General features: G+C 51.9%; 14 protein-coding genes and 4 tRNA genes. 16 read left to right on the forward strand and 2 right to left on the reverse strand.

Annotated features, from left to right (window positions below; translation table 11 throughout):
• Window positions 1-128 precede the first annotated feature (128 nt).
• From H9646_RS00425 to H9646_RS00445, 5 genes are all read left to right on the forward strand, one after another.
• A tRNA-Val gene (locus H9646_RS00425) sits at window positions 129-204 on the forward strand.
• A gap of 53 nt (window positions 205-257) precedes the next feature.
• Window positions 258-333, forward strand: a tRNA-Val gene (locus tag H9646_RS00430).
• A 241-nt stretch (window positions 334-574) separates the two neighbouring features.
• On the forward strand, window positions 575-2,476 hold the full coding sequence (locus tag H9646_RS00435) for a SurA N-terminal domain-containing protein (RefSeq protein ID WP_191721366.1): 1,902 nt from the start codon (window positions 575-577) through the stop codon (window positions 2,474-2,476).
• A 65-nt stretch (window positions 2,477-2,541) separates the two neighbouring features.
• Window positions 2,542-2,617, forward strand: a tRNA-His gene (locus H9646_RS00440).
• A gap of 50 nt (window positions 2,618-2,667) precedes the next feature.
• Window positions 2,668-2,743, forward strand: a tRNA-His gene (locus H9646_RS00445).
• Window positions 2,744-3,174: 431 nt separating this feature from the next.
• Here the strand turns inward: H9646_RS00445 and bfr are convergent.
• The gene (gene bfr, locus H9646_RS00450; RefSeq protein ID WP_191721367.1) at window positions 3,175-3,651 is read right to left on the reverse strand and encodes a bacterioferritin; all 477 of its coding nucleotides are present in this window, start codon (window positions 3,649-3,651) and stop codon (window positions 3,175-3,177) included.
• Between the two features lie 187 nt (window positions 3,652-3,838).
• Here bfr and lgt point away from each other — a divergent pair, with 187 nt between their 5' ends.
• The 3 genes from lgt (at window position 3,839) to H9646_RS00465 (ending at window position 6,497) form a co-directional block, all read left to right on the forward strand.
• A complete protein-coding gene (lgt, locus tag H9646_RS00455; protein ID WP_191721368.1) occupies window positions 3,839-4,651 on the forward strand; it encodes a prolipoprotein diacylglyceryl transferase in 813 nt (270 codons plus the stop codon).
• A 74-nt stretch (window positions 4,652-4,725) separates the two neighbouring features.
• Window positions 4,726-5,724: a Bug family tripartite tricarboxylate transporter substrate binding protein gene (locus H9646_RS00460; protein WP_191721369.1), complete on the forward strand. Its 999-nt coding sequence runs from the start codon at window positions 4,726-4,728 to the stop codon at window positions 5,722-5,724.
• Complete coding sequence (locus H9646_RS00465) at window positions 5,721-6,497, forward strand: enoyl-CoA hydratase/isomerase family protein (RefSeq protein WP_191721370.1); 777 nt, start codon at window positions 5,721-5,723, stop codon at window positions 6,495-6,497. Before H9646_RS00460 ends, H9646_RS00465 begins: the two co-directional genes overlap by 4 nt.
• 332 nt (window positions 6,498-6,829) lie before the next feature.
• Here the strand turns inward: H9646_RS00465 and H9646_RS00470 are convergent, their stop codons facing one another.
• Window positions 6,830-7,273 carry a universal stress protein gene (locus H9646_RS00470; RefSeq protein WP_191721371.1) on the reverse strand — a complete coding sequence of 148 codons (444 nt, stop codon included), beginning with the start codon at window positions 7,271-7,273 and terminating at the stop codon, window positions 6,830-6,832.
• Between the two features lie 110 nt (window positions 7,274-7,383).
• On the opposite strand from H9646_RS00470, the gene H9646_RS00475 reads away from it, so the two are divergent.
• The 8 genes from H9646_RS00475 to H9646_RS00510 all read left to right on the forward strand — a co-directional run bounded on the left by H9646_RS00475 (window position 7,384) and on the right by H9646_RS00510 (window position 15,064).
• Window positions 7,384-9,807: a heavy metal translocating P-type ATPase gene (locus H9646_RS00475; protein WP_191721766.1), complete on the forward strand. Its 2,424-nt coding sequence runs from the start codon at window positions 7,384-7,386 to the stop codon at window positions 9,805-9,807.
• Between the two features lie 14 nt (window positions 9,808-9,821).
• Window positions 9,822-9,959 carry a cbb3-type cytochrome oxidase assembly protein CcoS gene (gene ccoS, locus H9646_RS00480; RefSeq protein WP_191721372.1) on the forward strand — a complete coding sequence of 46 codons (138 nt, stop codon included), beginning with the start codon at window positions 9,822-9,824 and terminating at the stop codon, window positions 9,957-9,959.
• A gap of 64 nt (window positions 9,960-10,023) precedes the next feature.
• Window positions 10,024-11,463: a cytochrome-c oxidase, cbb3-type subunit I gene (ccoN, locus tag H9646_RS00485; protein WP_191721373.1), complete on the forward strand. Its 1,440-nt coding sequence runs from the start codon at window positions 10,024-10,026 to the stop codon at window positions 11,461-11,463.
• A gap of 16 nt (window positions 11,464-11,479) precedes the next feature.
• Window positions 11,480-12,112 (forward strand): cytochrome-c oxidase, cbb3-type subunit II, encoded by a 633-nt coding sequence (gene ccoO / locus H9646_RS00490; protein ID WP_191721374.1) that lies wholly within the window; start codon window positions 11,480-11,482, stop codon window positions 12,110-12,112.
• 13 nt (window positions 12,113-12,125) lie between these two features.
• On the forward strand, window positions 12,126-12,263 hold the full coding sequence (locus tag H9646_RS00495) for a cbb3-type cytochrome oxidase subunit 3 (RefSeq protein ID WP_191721375.1): 138 nt from the start codon (window positions 12,126-12,128) through the stop codon (window positions 12,261-12,263).
• A gap of 26 nt (window positions 12,264-12,289) precedes the next feature.
• Entirely contained in the window at window positions 12,290-13,204 is a 915-nt protein-coding gene (ccoP, locus tag H9646_RS00500; RefSeq protein WP_191721376.1) for a cytochrome-c oxidase, cbb3-type subunit III, read from the forward strand.
• 71 nt (window positions 13,205-13,275) lie between these two features.
• Window positions 13,276-14,706 carry a cytochrome c oxidase accessory protein CcoG gene (gene ccoG / locus H9646_RS00505; protein ID WP_191721377.1) on the forward strand — a complete coding sequence of 477 codons (1,431 nt, stop codon included), beginning with the start codon at window positions 13,276-13,278 and terminating at the stop codon, window positions 14,704-14,706.
• Between the two features lie 70 nt (window positions 14,707-14,776).
• Complete coding sequence (locus H9646_RS00510; protein WP_225561159.1) at window positions 14,777-15,064, forward strand: FixH family protein; 288 nt, start codon at window positions 14,777-14,779, stop codon at window positions 15,062-15,064.
• The last annotated feature ends 102 nt before the right edge of the window (window positions 15,065-15,166 follow it).

Raw genomic sequence — 15,166 nt, forward strand, 5'->3', positions numbered from 1 at the left:
TGCTTAGCTCAGTTGGTAGAGCGGCGCCCTTACAAGGCGTAGGTCAGCGGTTCGACCCCGTTAGCACCCACCACTTCCCACTGTAAAAAGCATATAGAGTGATCTAGATGCTTTTTTTATTTCACAGCGGGTGCTTAGCTCAGTTGGTAGAGCGGCGCCCTTACAAGGCGTAGGTCAGCGGTTCGACCCCGTTAGCACCCACCATTCGCTGTGTGAACATTCTGGCAATCGGATGTTCTGTTTTTTTAGATTGCAGTGGGTGCTTAGCTCAGTTGGTAGAGCGGCGCCCTTACAAGGCGTAGGTCAGCGGTTCGACCCCGTTAGCACCCACCACTTCAATCCCCAAAAGCACCTTTGGCATAAGCCGAGGTGCTTTTTTGTTGTCTATTTGCAGTCTGTGATCGCTGCTACGCAGAGTTGATGCAACTGCTGAATGCATGGAAGGGTTGAGCAGGTAGAATCTTTGAGTTTCCTTATTTGGTTTGCGTGCTGCAAAACGTTTGCGTCTGCGCTATTCCATTAAAAAGGCGAGCGTGGGTTCGCCTTTTTTTATGTATCCTCAGAAAGATTGACTATGCTCGAATCAATCCGCAAGCACTCCAAGTTCGTCATGATCTTGCTGTTCTTGCTGATCATTCCCTCGTTCATTTTTGTCGGTATCGACCAGAGTTACTTCTCGGGCTCCAGCCCGACAGTTGCGCGTGTTGATGGGCAAGACATTACCCAAAATGACTGGGACAACACGCATCGCTACGAGAGTGACCGGCTGCGTGCAGAAAACCCAGGAATGGATTCCAAGCTATTGGACTCGCCAGAAGCGCGCTATGCCAGCTTGGAGCGGATGGTGCGTGACCGGGTATTCCAGATCGCTGCACAGAAGATGCACCTGGTGACCAGTGATGCAGCGCTGGCGCGCACACTGCAGGGCATTCCTGCGATTGCCAGTTTGCGCAAAGCGGATGGTAGTTTGGATGCGGATGGATACCGTGCTTTGCTGGCTGCTCAGGGCATGACGCCAGAAGGTTACGAGGCTTCGCTGCGCCGTGATATGTCCTTGGGGCAGGTCGTTGGCAATGTGATGAATACTGCATTGGCAACCCCCGTGGTGGTGAATGCTGCGATGGACGCTTTTTTGCAGCGTCGCGAAATTCAAGTCGCACAATTCATGGCCAAGGATTTCGTTGGTCAGGTCAAGGTGAGCGATGAGGATCTGAAGGCTTATTACCAGGCGCATCTGGCGAAGTTTCAGCAGTCAGAGCAAGCGAAGGTGGAGTACGTAGTCTTGGATTTGAAGACGGTGCGTGACGGCATCGAGCTCAATGAATCTGATCTGCAGACCTACTACAAAGAAAATGCAGCCCGTTTGGCGGGTGGCCAAGAAGAGCGTCGAGCCAGTCATATTTTGGTGAACGCTCCTAAGAGCATGCCTGCGGCTGAGCGTGAGGCAGCCAAAGCCAAAGCGCAAGCCATCTACGACAAGGTCAAGGCCAACCCTGCCAGTTTTGCCGAAGTTGCAAAAACTGAGTCCCAGGATACGGGCTCTGCAGCGCAGGGTGGTGATTTGGGATTCTTTGCACGTGGTGCCATGGTTCCTGAGTTTGAGCAGGCAGCCTTTTCTATGGAAAAGGGCGCCATCAGCGCGGTTGTGGAGTCGGAGTTTGGATTCCACATCATTGAGCTGACAGATGTGAAGCAGCCTCCTGTTCCAAGTTTTGCATCGGTACGCGAAAAGATTGCAAATGATCTCAAGGATCAGCAGGCGCAACGTAAATTTGCCGAAGTTGCCGAGGTGTTTGCTAATACGGTGTATGAGCAAGCGGAAAGTCTGCAACCTGCGGTAGAGAAACTGGGCCTGAAGTTGCAAACTGTGGATGGCGTTACGCGTGAGCCGCGACCTGATGCCCAAGGGCCTCTGGCCAGTCAGGCTTTCCTGGATGCTTTGTTCTCCGCAGACAGCATTGACAACAAGCGCAATACCGACGCAATTGACCTGGGTGCCAACCAAATGGTCGCTGGCCGTGTAGTCAGCTATCAGCCCACGAAGCAGCTGTCATTTGATGAAGTGACAGAGCGCGTGAAAACTTTGTATATGGACCAGCAGGCCGTCGTACTGGCGCGTGAAGCTGGTGAAGCCAAGCTCAAAGAGTGGCGCGCTGATCCAGCCAAGGCGCAAGGGCTGCTGCCAGCCGTCGTAGTTGCGCGTGACAATCCATTGGGCATGCCGCGTCAGGTGCTGGATGCAGCGCTGCAAGCTAAAACCGATGCTTTGCCTGCTTGGGAAGGCGTTGGTCTGGGTGATGCAGGGTATGCCATCGTGAAAGTGAATAAAATTCTGCCCTCCACGGACAGAAGTGCTGATTCAGCCCGCCAAGCCTCGCTGCAGTATGTACAATTGATAAGTACTGCAGAGGGCGCTGCTTACTATGAATTGCTCAAGAAGAAATTCAAGGTTCAGTTCAAGGTTCCGCGCCCCTGAGTGAAAAAATCATAGCTGGTTCCCATAAGGGGTAAATAAACCAGCTATAATAATAATCTCTTCCGGTGGCTGTAGCTCAGTTGGTAGAGTCCAGGATTGTGATTCCTGTTGTCGTGGGTTCGAGCCCCATCAGCCACCCCATTTTAAGTGTCCAGGTCGCTTTTTAAAGCGGGCTAGATGCACAAGTTACGGCGGTCATAGCTCAGTTGGTAGAGCCCCGGATTGTGATTCCGGTTGTCGTGGGTTCGAGCCCCATTGATCGCCCCATAAAAAAGCCCTAGCAGCAATGCTGGGGCTTTTTGCTTTTCCACAGCTGATTCATTGTTGGTATGTGGCTTGGGATAGCTGCTCACCCCCCGAATGGGCTATGGATGCCTTGCAACTTTTCACCCTGCACAGTACGGAATTTTTTCTCCTGCGATGCAGTTCGGCGAGGCATTCTGCGGGCTCATGCTGCATGCAATCCCAGTGAACTATGGCGATGCATTCCTGCAAAAACACAATGCAAGCCTCCGTTGTGCTTTTGATGATGAGAGCGTGATCTCTGAGTCGTGTGTGAAATGCGTTGGTCACGGCTGCTTGCAGCCGGATCGCTAAACCTGCATGCCGACTTGACATTGATGCGCAGCCGCGGTGGTGCTGCGCGGGCGACTTGCACACAGTAAAAACTTGCCACTGATTTTTACTGTGTGCACTGATTAGGCCGTGGAGCCTATTTGAGATTGCAGGTAGTTGGCTAGACCCATCATGCGAATAAGCCCAAGTTGCTTTTCTAGCCAGTAGGTGTGGTCTTCTTCGGTATCTTTAAGCTGCGCCAGCAACAAATCTCGCGATTGGAAATCATGGTGTTTTTCGCATAGCACCATGGCATTGCGCAGATTGTCACGCACCTGGTACTCCACAGCCAAGTCTTTTTGCAGCATTTCTTCGACGGTATTGCCCGCCGTAAATGGGTGTGGGCGCATATCAGGCTTGCCGCCTAAAAATAGGATACGGCGCAAGATCATGTCCGCATGAGAGGTTTCCTCTGCCATTTCATGATCGATGCGCTGATACAAGCGCATAAAGCCTTGATCTTCATATTGGCGGGAATGGATGAAGTACTGATCGCGGGCCGCCAACTCGCCGCGCAACAATTCGTTCAGGCAGGTGATGACTTCAGGATGACCTTGCATAGTTCTGTTTTCTTATGGGTAGCTGAAGCCACAAGTATGGTGGGGTGTTTGGTTTACTCCAAATTGCAGATTTATAAACCCTAGCCTGCCGCATTGCATGCATGCGAAACGCAGAATCATTCGCGATTGGTTTTTTATGGCACGCATGTGTCATCGCGGTGTTACCGGCTGCGGCACAATGCATAGCATGCTGATGTACCCACAGATTGATCCCGTAGCCCTGCAGTTGGGGCCGATTGCCATCCATTGGTATGGCTTGACATATTTGGCCGCCTTTGGCTTGTTCATGTGGCTGGGCATATGCAGGTTAAAGCATCCTCCTTTCAATCGTTTGCAAGGCAATGCTGCGTGGACGCGCAGGGATGTAGAAGACTTGCTGTTTCAAGGCGTAATCGGCGTGATTGTGGGGGGCCGCTTAGGCTATTGCCTGTTTTACAAGCCTGCTTACTACCTGAGTCATCCTTTAGAGGTTTTCGCAGTGTGGGAAGGTGGAATGAGCTTTCACGGTGGCTTGTTGGGCGTGATCGGGGCTATGTGCTGGTTTGCCTATTCGCGCAAACGATCGTGGCTGTCGGTTGTGGACTTTGTCGCGCCGTGTGTGCCCACAGGTTTGGCTGCAGGGCGTATTGGTAACTTTATCAACGGTGAGCTGTGGGGGCGTTTCTCGAACCCTGATTTGCCCTGGGGGATGGTCTTTCCACAAAGCGGCTCAATGCTGCCGCGCCATCCTTCGCAGATTTATCAGTTTTTACTGGAAGGCGTTTTACTCTTCTTGATGCTATGGATATACGCGCGAAAGGAGCATAGGCCAGGTCAGGTTGCTGCTGCATTCTTGATCGGCTACGGGAGCTTCCGCTTTATCGCAGAGTACTTCCGGGAGCCTGATGCATACCTGGGTATCCTGTCTATGGGTATGAGCATGGGTCAGTGGCTGTGCATTCCGATGATTGTGGGTGGTGCAATGATGTGGATATGGGCACAACGACGTTCAGCGGTGTAAAGGCGAGGTTCTGGCCAAAATAATAGAAAGAAAGTGAGCCCTGCGTGTTAGATCGGCGTGCTTATTTGCAATGCTTGGCCACACTGGCGGCCATGCCGCCCGTTTGGGCACAAAGCGTCAATGGCGCAAGGCCCTCCTTAAATGCATGGCCAAACAAACCAGTTAATTTGATTGTTCCTTTTCCTGCTGGCGGGCCCAGTGCTATTTTGGCAAAGCAGTTGGCGCAGTCATTTGAGCGCAAGACGCAGCAGCCGCTGCGTTTGATATATCAAAGTGGTGCTGGAGGTGTGCAAGGTGCAAACTTCGCGTCAAAAGCTGCGGCAAACGGACAAAATTTATTGCTTGGTGGCAGCTATTTGGCCGTGGCACGTGCACTGACCAGCAAAGATGAGTTTGATTTTATTGATGACTTGCGGCCACTCGCCATGGTGGCGGCCGTTCAGCAAGTAATTTTGGTTAATCCAGCACGCATGCGCTCGCGCACAGCGATGGAGCTGCTTTCAGATTTAAGTCGTAAGCCCGCACGCTATCGTATGGCGACTGCTGGCATTGGCTCGTCTAGCCATATCTCTTCCGAAATCTTGAAACATCAAGAATCCTTGCATTTTGAGTTCGTCCATTTCCGTGGGGCAGGCCCGGCCCTGCAGGATTTGCTTGTGGGCTCCGTGGATATGATGATTGATGGCCTCGTTTCCTGTTTGCCACATATTCGCAGCGGTCGCCTAAAACCACTGATGATCACGGGAACTCAGCGTGCCAATGTTTTGCCGGATGTGCCATGTGCGCAAGAGCTCGGTGTTCATTCCCTTGAGAGAGTGACATGGTATGGATTATTTGCACCGCAGCAATTATCTGATGCGCAAGCTGCCACTATGGTGGATGTTTTTGAGCGTATGGGCAGCGACACGGTGATGTCTTCCAATTTCGAGGCGATGGGCATCCGGTGGGGGGGCGTGTATGGCGACGCTTTTACTGCGCTGGTAAAGCAAGACACGATGCAATGGGCTCAGCGTCTGAAAAGTATGGGGCTGACGAATCTTTTTTATAAAAACTCTGAAGAGGCTGGCGCATGAGTGGAGAAATCACTATTGAGCCATGGTCACAGATTCAGGGTGAGGATGCGGGGATATTCAGTGTTGAAATAGTCAATCCTGAAAAATTAAATGCTATGACGCGCAAAATGTGGCGTCAATTGAAAGCTATATTCGAGGATATTCAGAAAAACCACATGGCACGCTGCATCGTCGTTCAAAGCCATGGAGGAAATTTTTGCGCGGGAGGTGATATTGCAGAATATCCCGCATTTCGATTTGACCCTGATAGTCTGGCTGCATTTCATGAAGAAGACGTATGGGGGGGCTTGAATGCCATGCTGTCCTGTGATGTGCCGATTGTGGCAAGCATTGCTGGGGTTTGTATGGGGGCAGGCGTTGAAATTGCCAGTTGCTGCGATGTGCGATGGGTTTCAGAAAATGCTAGCTTTGGTGCCCCGATTGCTAAGCTGGGTTTTCCTATGGCACCCAAAGAGCTGCATTTGGTCGCTTCTGCTGTGGGAGCGCATACTGCAAAACGCATGCTACTGGAGGCGGCAGTGTTCTCTGCCCAAGACATGGCCGCGACGGGATGGTGCGCACAGCCTTTACCGGCGCTGCGATTGCACGAACGGGTGGAAGGTGTGGCAAGGCGCATTGCAAGCTTGTCACCACAAGCGGCGCGTTTGAATAAACAGGCTATGCGAAGTCTGTCCCTTAATGAAGCTGTACCTGCTCCTTATGCTTACGCTGCGTCGGCAGAACACTGCGAAGGCGTGACGGCATTTATTGAAAAGCGCTCAGCGAATTTTTGAGCATCGGATGTATTTTTTTGCTTGTGTGAAAAATAAATGTCGTTGTGGTTGAATTTATTTTTCAGAAGAATGGTATTAATTTCGTGTAATTTTGGTAATAGAGATTCTGCGAATTATATTTTGAATTCTCTATTTTTATTGTTGATGCCCGTGATGACGTTGCGATAGTTTTTTAACGTATCTTGCTCACATATTCTTCAAAATTTTGAAGCAGGGTTCGGTAGCAATGTGTCTGAGTTTTTTTTCGATTTGGTCCTTGGCTTTTAGCTTTTATAAATTTGCATGCGTAAATAAAAAAAGGTCCATAAGGACCTTTTTGCAAATTGGCTTATTTAGCGTAAGACCAAGACGGGCACTTGAGAGTGCGTCAGTACGTGCTGTGTTTCGCTGCCTAGCAGCAGACGCTTGATGCCTTTGCGCCCATGTGATGCCATCACAATCAGGTCAACGTTTTGTTTATCAGCCGCGGCAATGATTGACTCTGCAATCAGATCAGATTTTGCAACGCTGGTCTTGACGGTAACACCCATTGCTTTTCCGTCCGCTTTGATCTTGTTCAGTACGGACTGTGCTTGGTCTGCCCATTGCGCTTCGATGCGCTTGATTTCTGACAAGTCAATCGTTGCACCGCCCTCCAAATAGCTGCGGGGATAGCGTGGTATGACCTTTAAGGCAACGACAGAGGCTCCGCTCAACTTTGCAAGCTCCATGGCATGGCTGACAGCCTTGTCGGACAGTGAGGAGCCATCGGTAGCAACCAGAATGCGTTCGTACATTTTTTATCTCCAAGTTTTCATTACTGACGTTTTAAAGCATAAATCGTGTGGCTTGGTCGGTCTTGATGTAAGTCAATGTCTCTAAGTGGTTTGTGGGTACCCTTGCGGGCATGCCCCAAGACCTTCCGCAGTCTCCTTTTGCTCAGGAGCAAACAGCATCTGATGCAGACGTTTCTTCAGCCAGCAGTGGTCTGCATCTGCTCGATGATCCTGCGGAGTGGGTGAGTTTCGGCAAGCCCTATGGAGAGCAGAAAATCCAGGCGTTCAAGCCGCAAGACATCGAAGTGTGGGATTCACAGGTTGCCATAGAGGGCATGTATTGCGCAACTTGTGCTCTAGTGATTGAAGATGCGCTGCGTGCTGTTCCAGGGGTTGTACAGGTTGACGTAAGCGCTGCGGCCAAACGCGCGCGCCTGGTATGGCGGCCCTCTCAAGTGCTTCCTTCGCAGTGGATGGCGGCAGTGCAAAAAGTTGGTTATCGGGCAGTACCGGCGCGAGATGCAGTGGCTCGTGAAATGCGGCAGGCACAGTATCGCAAAGCCTTATGGCGCTGGCTGCTGGCAACGTTTTGCATGATGCAGGTCATGATGTATGCGTGGCCGTCGTATAACGCGCAGCCGGGTGATTTGCTCATGGAGTTTGAGCGGCTTTTGCGATGGGCCTCATGGGTTATTTGTATACCCATGCTGATCTTTGCGTGCGGCCCATTTTTTAGTGGTGCATGGCGCGATTTAAGAAATCGTCGCGTGAGTATGGATATGCCTGTAGCTCTGGGCATGATCATCACATTTATTGTTAGCACGATTGGCACATTCTCCCCTGAAGGTATTTTTGGTGAAGAGGTTTTCTACGACTCTTTGACCATGTTTGTAGCTTTTTTGCTAGCAGGGCGTTGGTTGGAAATTCGATTGCGTGACCGTACTGCCGGGGCGCTTGATGCTGTGCTTAATCGGCTGCCGGACAGTATTGAAAAACAGGCTTGTGATGGTCAGTTTCACCGCGTTGCGCTGAGAAACATTGGGGTGGGTGATGTGCTGCGTATCCTGCCGGGAGAAGCATTTCCTGTAGATGGTGTCGTTATAAAAGGCCATACGCAGGCAGATGAGGCTTTGCTGACTGGAGAGTCACGCCCTGTGTCTCGCGCTGAAGGCGATCAGGTTATTGCAGGCAGCTTTAACCTGACAGCGGTTGTAGAAGTGCGGGTCGAGCGAATTGGGGGGCAGACCAAGTTCGCACAGATTGTTGATTTGATGGAAAGCGCGTCCACACAGAAACCGCGTTTGGCGCAACTGGCGGACAAGGTTGCGGGGCCTTTCTTGGTGGTGGTGCTTGTTTTGGCTATCGCATCTGCAGTGTATTGGTGGCCCGTAGACCCTGGGCGGGCTCTCATGATTGCGGCTGCAGTTTTGATCGTCACCTGCCCCTGCGCACTTTCTTTGGCAACACCTGTGGCCATGTTGACGGCTGCCGGAACCCTTGCTCGTCATGGCGTGTTGGTGCGCAATTTGCAGGGGCTGGAAGTATTGGCATCAATTGACACATTGGTCTTTGACAAGACTGGAACTTTGACACGCGATGGGATGCAGGTTTCCCGCATGTCAGTGCTGGATGAGTTAGATGCCTCCTTGTGGCAGGGCTTGGCCGCGGCCGTGGCGAAAAATTCAATGCATCCGGTGTCCAAGGCAGTCGCAGGCTTTGGAATGTCCTGCGTGTCCAAGTGGAAAGTTCTGTCAGTGCAGGAGCTCAGCGGGCATGGATTGAGGGCGCAGGTTCAGGCCGCGACAGGAGATGATGAAGCACCTATATGGGTGCGGTTGGGATCACGTTCCTTTGTCGCTGGAGCCAGTGCTTGGCCAACCGGCGTACAAGCTGTGTATTTGGCATTGGAAGCATCGCCAACAAACATTCAAGTCCTTGCTTCTTTTGAATTGGACGAAGGTGTGAGAAGTGAGGCGATCCAGGTACTAGATGGGCTGCGACAGCTTGGCGTAGGTGTGCAACTGCTTTCTGGTGACGGGCCGCATGCCGTGTCGCGGGTAGCCGCAGAGCTGGGTATTGAGGACTACAAGTCAGAGTGCTCTCCGCAATCCAAGCTGGAGCGCATTCGTGCTGTCCAGGCAGCGGGGCAATGCGTTGGCATGGTTGGAGATGGCTTGAATGATGGCCCTGTTTTGGCTGGTGCTAACGTCTCATTCGCTTTTGGTCGATCTGTGCCGTTGGCTCGGGCGCAGTCAGATTTTGTGGTGCTGGGTGATAACTTGGAGCTGGTGCTGCAAACCGTTTTGCTGGCACGCAAGACGCTGCGTGTGGTGCGTCAAAATTTATTTTTCTCTGCGTTGTACAACGCAGTTTGCATCCCTTTAGCCATGGCGGGATTGATGCCTGCCTGGCTGGCAGGGCTTGGAATGGCTTTGAGCTCTGTACTGGTGGTGCTGAACGCAGCCCGGCTGGTGAAACCATTGCCGCTATCGGGTGCTGCGAATGCGGATGAGCAGCCCGTACAGGCGCTTGGTGTGAGTGCCGTGGCTGCCTGATTGAAAGTCCTGTCGTGGAAATTCTCTATCTCTTAATTCCGATGTCCGTGGTTCTTGTCCTGATCATCGCCGCAGGCTTGTGGTGGGCGATTTACCGCGGACAGTTTGAAAGCGTCGAGCAAGAGGCTGAACGCATTCTTCGAGACGATTGATGTTTGTCAACAACGTAAAAACCATAACAGTGAACACTTTCGACTGCATATTAAGAGGTGCCCGATGGATTCTCTAAAAACTAGTGCTGCACACTACAGTGATACCGTAGTTAGGCAGTTTTCTATCATGGCCGTGGTGTGGGGGGTCGTAGGCATGTTGGTCGGCGTTTTTATCGCTGCCCAATTGGCCTGGCCCGAACTCAACTTCGGTATTTCTTGGCTTAGCTTTGGACGCCTGCGTCCATTGCATACAAATGCGGTAATTTTTGCGTTCGGCGGATGCGCCTTGTTCGCAACAAGCTACTACGTGGTGCAGCGTACCTGCCAAACCACGTTGTTTCTGCCAAAGCTGGCTGCCTTCACCTTCTGGGGCTGGCAATTGGTGATCGTGGCTGCAGCAGTGTCTTTGCCTCTGGGCTTTACTTCTGGCAAGGAGTACGCTGAGCTGGAGTGGCCTATCGATATCTTAATCACCTTGGTGTGGGTGTCTTACGCCATCGTGTTCTTTGGAACGATTGGCACACGCAAGGTCAAGCACATTTACGTGGCCAACTGGTTCTTTGGTGCCTTCATCATCGCCGTAGCCTTGCTGCACGTTGTGAACAGTGCAGCCATTCCAGCAGGCTTCATGAAGAGCTACTCTGCCTATGCCGGCGTGCAAGACGCGATGGTGCAGTGGTGGTACGGACACAATGCGGTGGGCTTCTTCCTGACCGCAGGCTTCCTGGGCATGATGTACTACTTCGTACCCAAGCAAGCAGGTCGTCCTGTGTACTCGTATCGCCTGTCGATCGTGCACTTCTGGGCTTTGATCTTCACTTACATGTGGGCCGGTCCGCACCACTTGCACTACACCGCGTTGCCTGATTGGACGCAGTCCGTGGGCATGGTGTTCTCGCTGATTTTGCTGGCACCTTCCTGGGGCGGCATGATCAACGGGGTGATGACGTTGTCTGGCGCCTGGCACAAGCTGCGTGAAGATCCCATCTTGCGTTTCCTGATCGTGTCCCTGTCGTTCTATGGCATGTCCACGTTCGAAGGTCCCATGATGGCCATCAAGACTGTGAATGCGCTGTCGCACTACACAGACTGGACGATCGGCCACGTGCACTCTGGTGCTTTGGGCTGGGTTGGCCTGATCACCATGGGTTCGTTGTATTACCTGATTCCACGCTTGTTCGGTAAGACCGAAATGCACTCCAAGTCGGCCATTGAGCTGCACTTCTGGATGGCAACCATCGGTATCGTGCTGTACATCGCTGCGATGTGGATCTCCGGTGTGATGCAAGGCCTGATGTGGCGTGCTGTGAATGCTGACGGTACTTTGACGTACACCTTTGTGGAAAGCGTGAAGGCTTCTTATCCCTTCTACGTAATTCGCATGATCGGTGGTCTGCTGTACTTGATCGGTATGCTGATCATGGCTTGGAACGTTATGAAGACAGTGGCTTCGGGTCGTTCTGTGAAGGTGGCAGTGCCTGCCGTTAACCCTGCTCACGCCTAAGTACGAGGAGCCAAAAATGTCTGTAAATAACGATAAGGCCTCCAAAGGTTTTACCCACGAAAAGGTAGAAACCAGCAACTTTTTGATGATCGTTCTGATCTTGCTGGTAGTTGCTGTGGGTGGCCTGGTGGAAATTGTGCCCCTGTTTTTCCAAAAATCGACCACAGAAGCTGTGCAAGGTGTTGAGCCTTACCAGCCACTGGAGTTGATGGGTCGTGATGTCTATATCCGCGAAGGTTGCTATAACTGCCACTCGCAGATGATTCGTCCCTTCCGTGCAGAAACCATGCGCTACGGCCACTACTCTGTTGCTGGTGAGTTCGTGTATGACCACCCCTTCCAGTGGGGCTCAAAGCGCACTGGTCCTGACCTGCACCGTGTGGGCGGCAAGTACAGCGATGAATGGCATCGTATTCACTTGAACAATCCTCGCGATGTGGTTCCAGAGTCGAACATGCCTGAGTACCCATGGCTGGAAAAAAATGCGGTGGATCACACTGTGGTTGCACAGCGCATGACAGCGTTGCGTACGGTTGGCGTGCCTTACACCGATGAGCAAATCGCCGGTGCTGCTGAGCAAGTCAAGGGCAAGACCGAGATGGAAGCAGTGATTGCCTACCTCCAAGGTCTGGGCACCGCGCTTAAGTAAAAAGGATCAGTCTATGGACATCACCACCATGCGCATTGTTGCAACGTTGGTTTCGATGGCGCTTTTCATCGGTATCTGGTGGTGGGCGTATGCCCGCCGCAATCAGGCACGTTTCGATGAAGCAGCGCAACTGCCGTTCCAACAAGACTGATTTCTCCACCAGAACGAGAACATCCCATGAGCGATTTCGTAAATAACTTCTGGTCGGTCTACGTCGCAGGCATCACCATTGTGGGCATCGTCGCCTGCTTGGTGCTGCTCATCATTACTGCCCGTAAAAAGGTGGTCTCTGATGGCGACAACACGACTGGCCACGTGTGGGACGAAGACCTGCGCGAACTGAACAATCCTATGCCACGCTGGTGGATCTGGATGTTTGTGATCACCATCGTGTTTAGCTTGCTGTACCTGCTGGCATACCCCGGTTTGGGTGCTTATGCTGGCAAGATGCAGTGGAGCCAAGTGGGTGCCTATGAAGCCGAGGTGGAGAAAGCCAAAGCTGAATTGGAGCCTATGTATGCACGTTTCACGGCCATGAGCACAGAAGATGTAGCCAAGGATGGCCAGGCTATGGCAATTGGTGAGCGCTTGTTCATGAACAACTGCGCTCAGTGCCATGGCTCTGACGCACGTGGCGGCAAGAGCTTCCCTAACTTGACTGATGCTGACTGGCTGCACGGTGGTGCACCAGAAAATATCAAGCAGACCATTACCCAAGGCCGTATGTCCATGATGCCGCCTCAGGCTGAAGTGGTTGGTACCGCCGAGGATGTGCGTAATTTGGCGCACTACGTCTTGAGCCTGTCTAACAGCCCCCATGATTCTTTGAAGGCATCGCTGGGCAAGTCGAAATTTACGGCTTGCGCGGCTTGCCATGGCATGGATGGCAAGGGCAATACCTTGTTAGGTGCGCCGAATCTGACGGATGACATCTGGCTTCACGGCTGGGGCGAAAAAGCCATTGTTGACATCATCACGAATGGCAAGATGAACGAAATGCCTGCGCAGGACAAGAAGTTGACACCTGCACAGATTGACGTTCTGACCGCATATGTTTGGGGCTTGTCTAACAAGCCTGGAACAGCTAACTGAGCATCGTAATGATGTCTAAGGCGGCACTGTGTGCCGCCTTTTTCTTTGGTGCGATTTAGGGAGTGTGACCCATGAGTTCCGAGCAGAAAAAACCGCAAAAAACCATTCCTATCAAAGCGGAAAGCCAGGAAAAAACCGTATCGTTTTTTGAAGCGCATAAAAAGATTTATCCGCGCTCCATCAGCGGAAAATTCATGAACTGGCGCTGGGCAATGGTGTGGCTGACGCAGTTGTTTTTTTATGGTTTGCCGTGGCTGGAATGGGGGCAGCGGCAGATGGTCTTGTTTGATCTGGGTGCCCGCCGTTTTTATTTGTTCGGCTACGTGCTGTATCCGCAGGACTTCATCTACCTCACAGGCTTGCTCATCATTAGTGCTTTGGCGCTGTTTCTGTTTACGGCGGTAGCGGGTCGGCTGTGGTGTGGTTTTGCATGCCCGCAAACTGTGTATAGCGAAATCTTCATGTGGATTGAGCACAAAGTCGAAGGCGACCGTAGTGCGCGTATCCGGTTGGATCAATCCGGCTGGACCTTGGAGAAGGTCTGGCGCAAGACGCTCAAGCAGTTTTTGTGGATTGCCATCGCTTTATGGACAGGGTTTACTTTTGTTGGCTACTTTGTACCTATCCGTGAGCTGGGTGGCGAGTTGTTGGCTCTGGAAGGTGGCTGGCAGATTTTCTGGGTACTGTTTTATGGCTTTGCCACTTACGGCAATGCCGGCTACATGCGTGAGCAAGTCTGCAAATACATGTGTCCTTACGCACGCTTTCAGAGCGCGATGTTTGACAAGGACACTCTGGTTGTTAGTTATGACGCACTGCGTGGTGAAAATCGGGGTCCTCGCAAAAAAGAAGTAGATTACAAGGCGCAAGGACTGGGCGACTGCATTGACTGCAAGCTGTGTGTCCAAGTCTGCCCCGTCGGCATTGATATTCGTGATGGTCTGCAGTACGAATGTATTGGTTGTGGCTTGTGTATCGATGCATGTAATAACGTCATGGACAACATGCATTACCCACGGGGCCTGATTCGCCTGACCACACAAAATGCAGTCAGCAAAGGTTGGCCAGGCTCCCAGATCTGGAGACGGATTGCACGCCCCAGGGTGTTGATTTATGCAGCCATCTTGCTGGGACTGTCCGCGGCAATGGTGTTTAGCATGGCGGTGCGAGAGCCATTGAAAGTCGATGTGATCCGAGATCGTGCATCGCTGGCGCGTATTGCGGCGGGCGGGAAGCTGGAGAACGTATACCGTCTGCAAGTCATGAATGCCACGGAAGAAGCGCAAACCTATACGGTGACTGTGGATGGCCTTGAAGGCATTGAGCTGGTAGAGGGGCGCGAGGTGGCTGTGGATTCGGCGCAGACGCGTGGCGTTGCTGTACGGGTGCAAATTCCGTATGGAACTGCAGATTCAGGCTCGCATCCAATTGAGTTCGAGATTTCTGCGCAAAGTGGAAAAGGTCACGTACGAGAAAAGTCTGTTTTCTTGGTGCCCCGCTAAGAAAGTGTTATTTGCGGTGAGCAGGGCGCAAGCTCTGCACACCATGTCTAAAGATGAAAGAAAGTTTGGCATGTCTCAGAACGTAAAAAAACTGGAAACACGATCTGGCCCATGGTGGAAATATGGCCACGTGTGGCTGGTCTTGTCTGGACCGGCGATTGTGGTGGTGGCTGGTATTTTGACGGCGGTGATCGCTGCGCGTGGTGCTGATCCAATTGTCGATGCGGATTACTACCAAAAGGGTGTGAACATCAACGAACAGTTACGCAACCAGGACAAGAGCTATGCGCCAGCCAATGCGGTGCGCAATCACGCAGTAACACCGGATGCGGATTTGCCTGATTTAACACCTAAATAATTTAAATTTACTGCTAAAGATAGCTGCTTGCGCTTATGTTTCAAGGGATTCAGGTATTAATGACTTTGAAATCCTTTGTTAATAAGCGCAAGCAGCTATCTT

This window comes from Comamonas avium (assembly GCF_014836675.1).
In the GTDB taxonomy this organism is placed as follows: domain Bacteria; phylum Pseudomonadota; class Gammaproteobacteria; order Burkholderiales; family Burkholderiaceae_C; genus Comamonas; species Comamonas avium.

Excerpts from the sequence above, each read along its gene's own strand:
- H9646_RS00435 (WP_191721366.1), top strand. The coding sequence starts at position 575 with ATGCTCGAATCAATCCGCAAGCACTCCAAGTTCGTCATGATCTTGCTG.
- bfr (WP_191721367.1), bottom strand. The coding sequence starts at position 3,651 with ATGCAAGGTCATCCTGAAGTCATCACCTGCCTGAACGAATTGTTGCGC.
- lgt (WP_191721368.1), top strand. The coding sequence starts at position 3,839 with ATGCTGATGTACCCACAGATTGATCCCGTAGCCCTGCAGTTGGGGCCG.
- H9646_RS00465 (WP_191721370.1), top strand. The coding sequence starts at position 5,721 with ATGAGTGGAGAAATCACTATTGAGCCATGGTCACAGATTCAGGGTGAG.
- H9646_RS00470 (WP_191721371.1), bottom strand. The coding sequence starts at position 7,273 with ATGTACGAACGCATTCTGGTTGCTACCGATGGCTCCTCACTGTCCGAC.
- H9646_RS00475 (WP_191721766.1), top strand. The coding sequence starts at position 7,384 with ATGCCCCAAGACCTTCCGCAGTCTCCTTTTGCTCAGGAGCAAACAGCA.
- ccoN (WP_191721373.1), top strand. The coding sequence starts at position 10,024 with ATGGATTCTCTAAAAACTAGTGCTGCACACTACAGTGATACCGTAGTT.
- ccoO (WP_191721374.1), top strand. The coding sequence starts at position 11,480 with ATGTCTGTAAATAACGATAAGGCCTCCAAAGGTTTTACCCACGAAAAG.
- H9646_RS00495 (WP_191721375.1), top strand. The coding sequence starts at position 12,126 with ATGGACATCACCACCATGCGCATTGTTGCAACGTTGGTTTCGATGGCG.
- ccoP (WP_191721376.1), top strand. The coding sequence starts at position 12,290 with ATGAGCGATTTCGTAAATAACTTCTGGTCGGTCTACGTCGCAGGCATC.
- ccoG (WP_191721377.1), top strand. The coding sequence starts at position 13,276 with ATGAGTTCCGAGCAGAAAAAACCGCAAAAAACCATTCCTATCAAAGCG.
- H9646_RS00510 (WP_225561159.1), top strand. The coding sequence starts at position 14,777 with ATGTCTCAGAACGTAAAAAAACTGGAAACACGATCTGGCCCATGGTGG.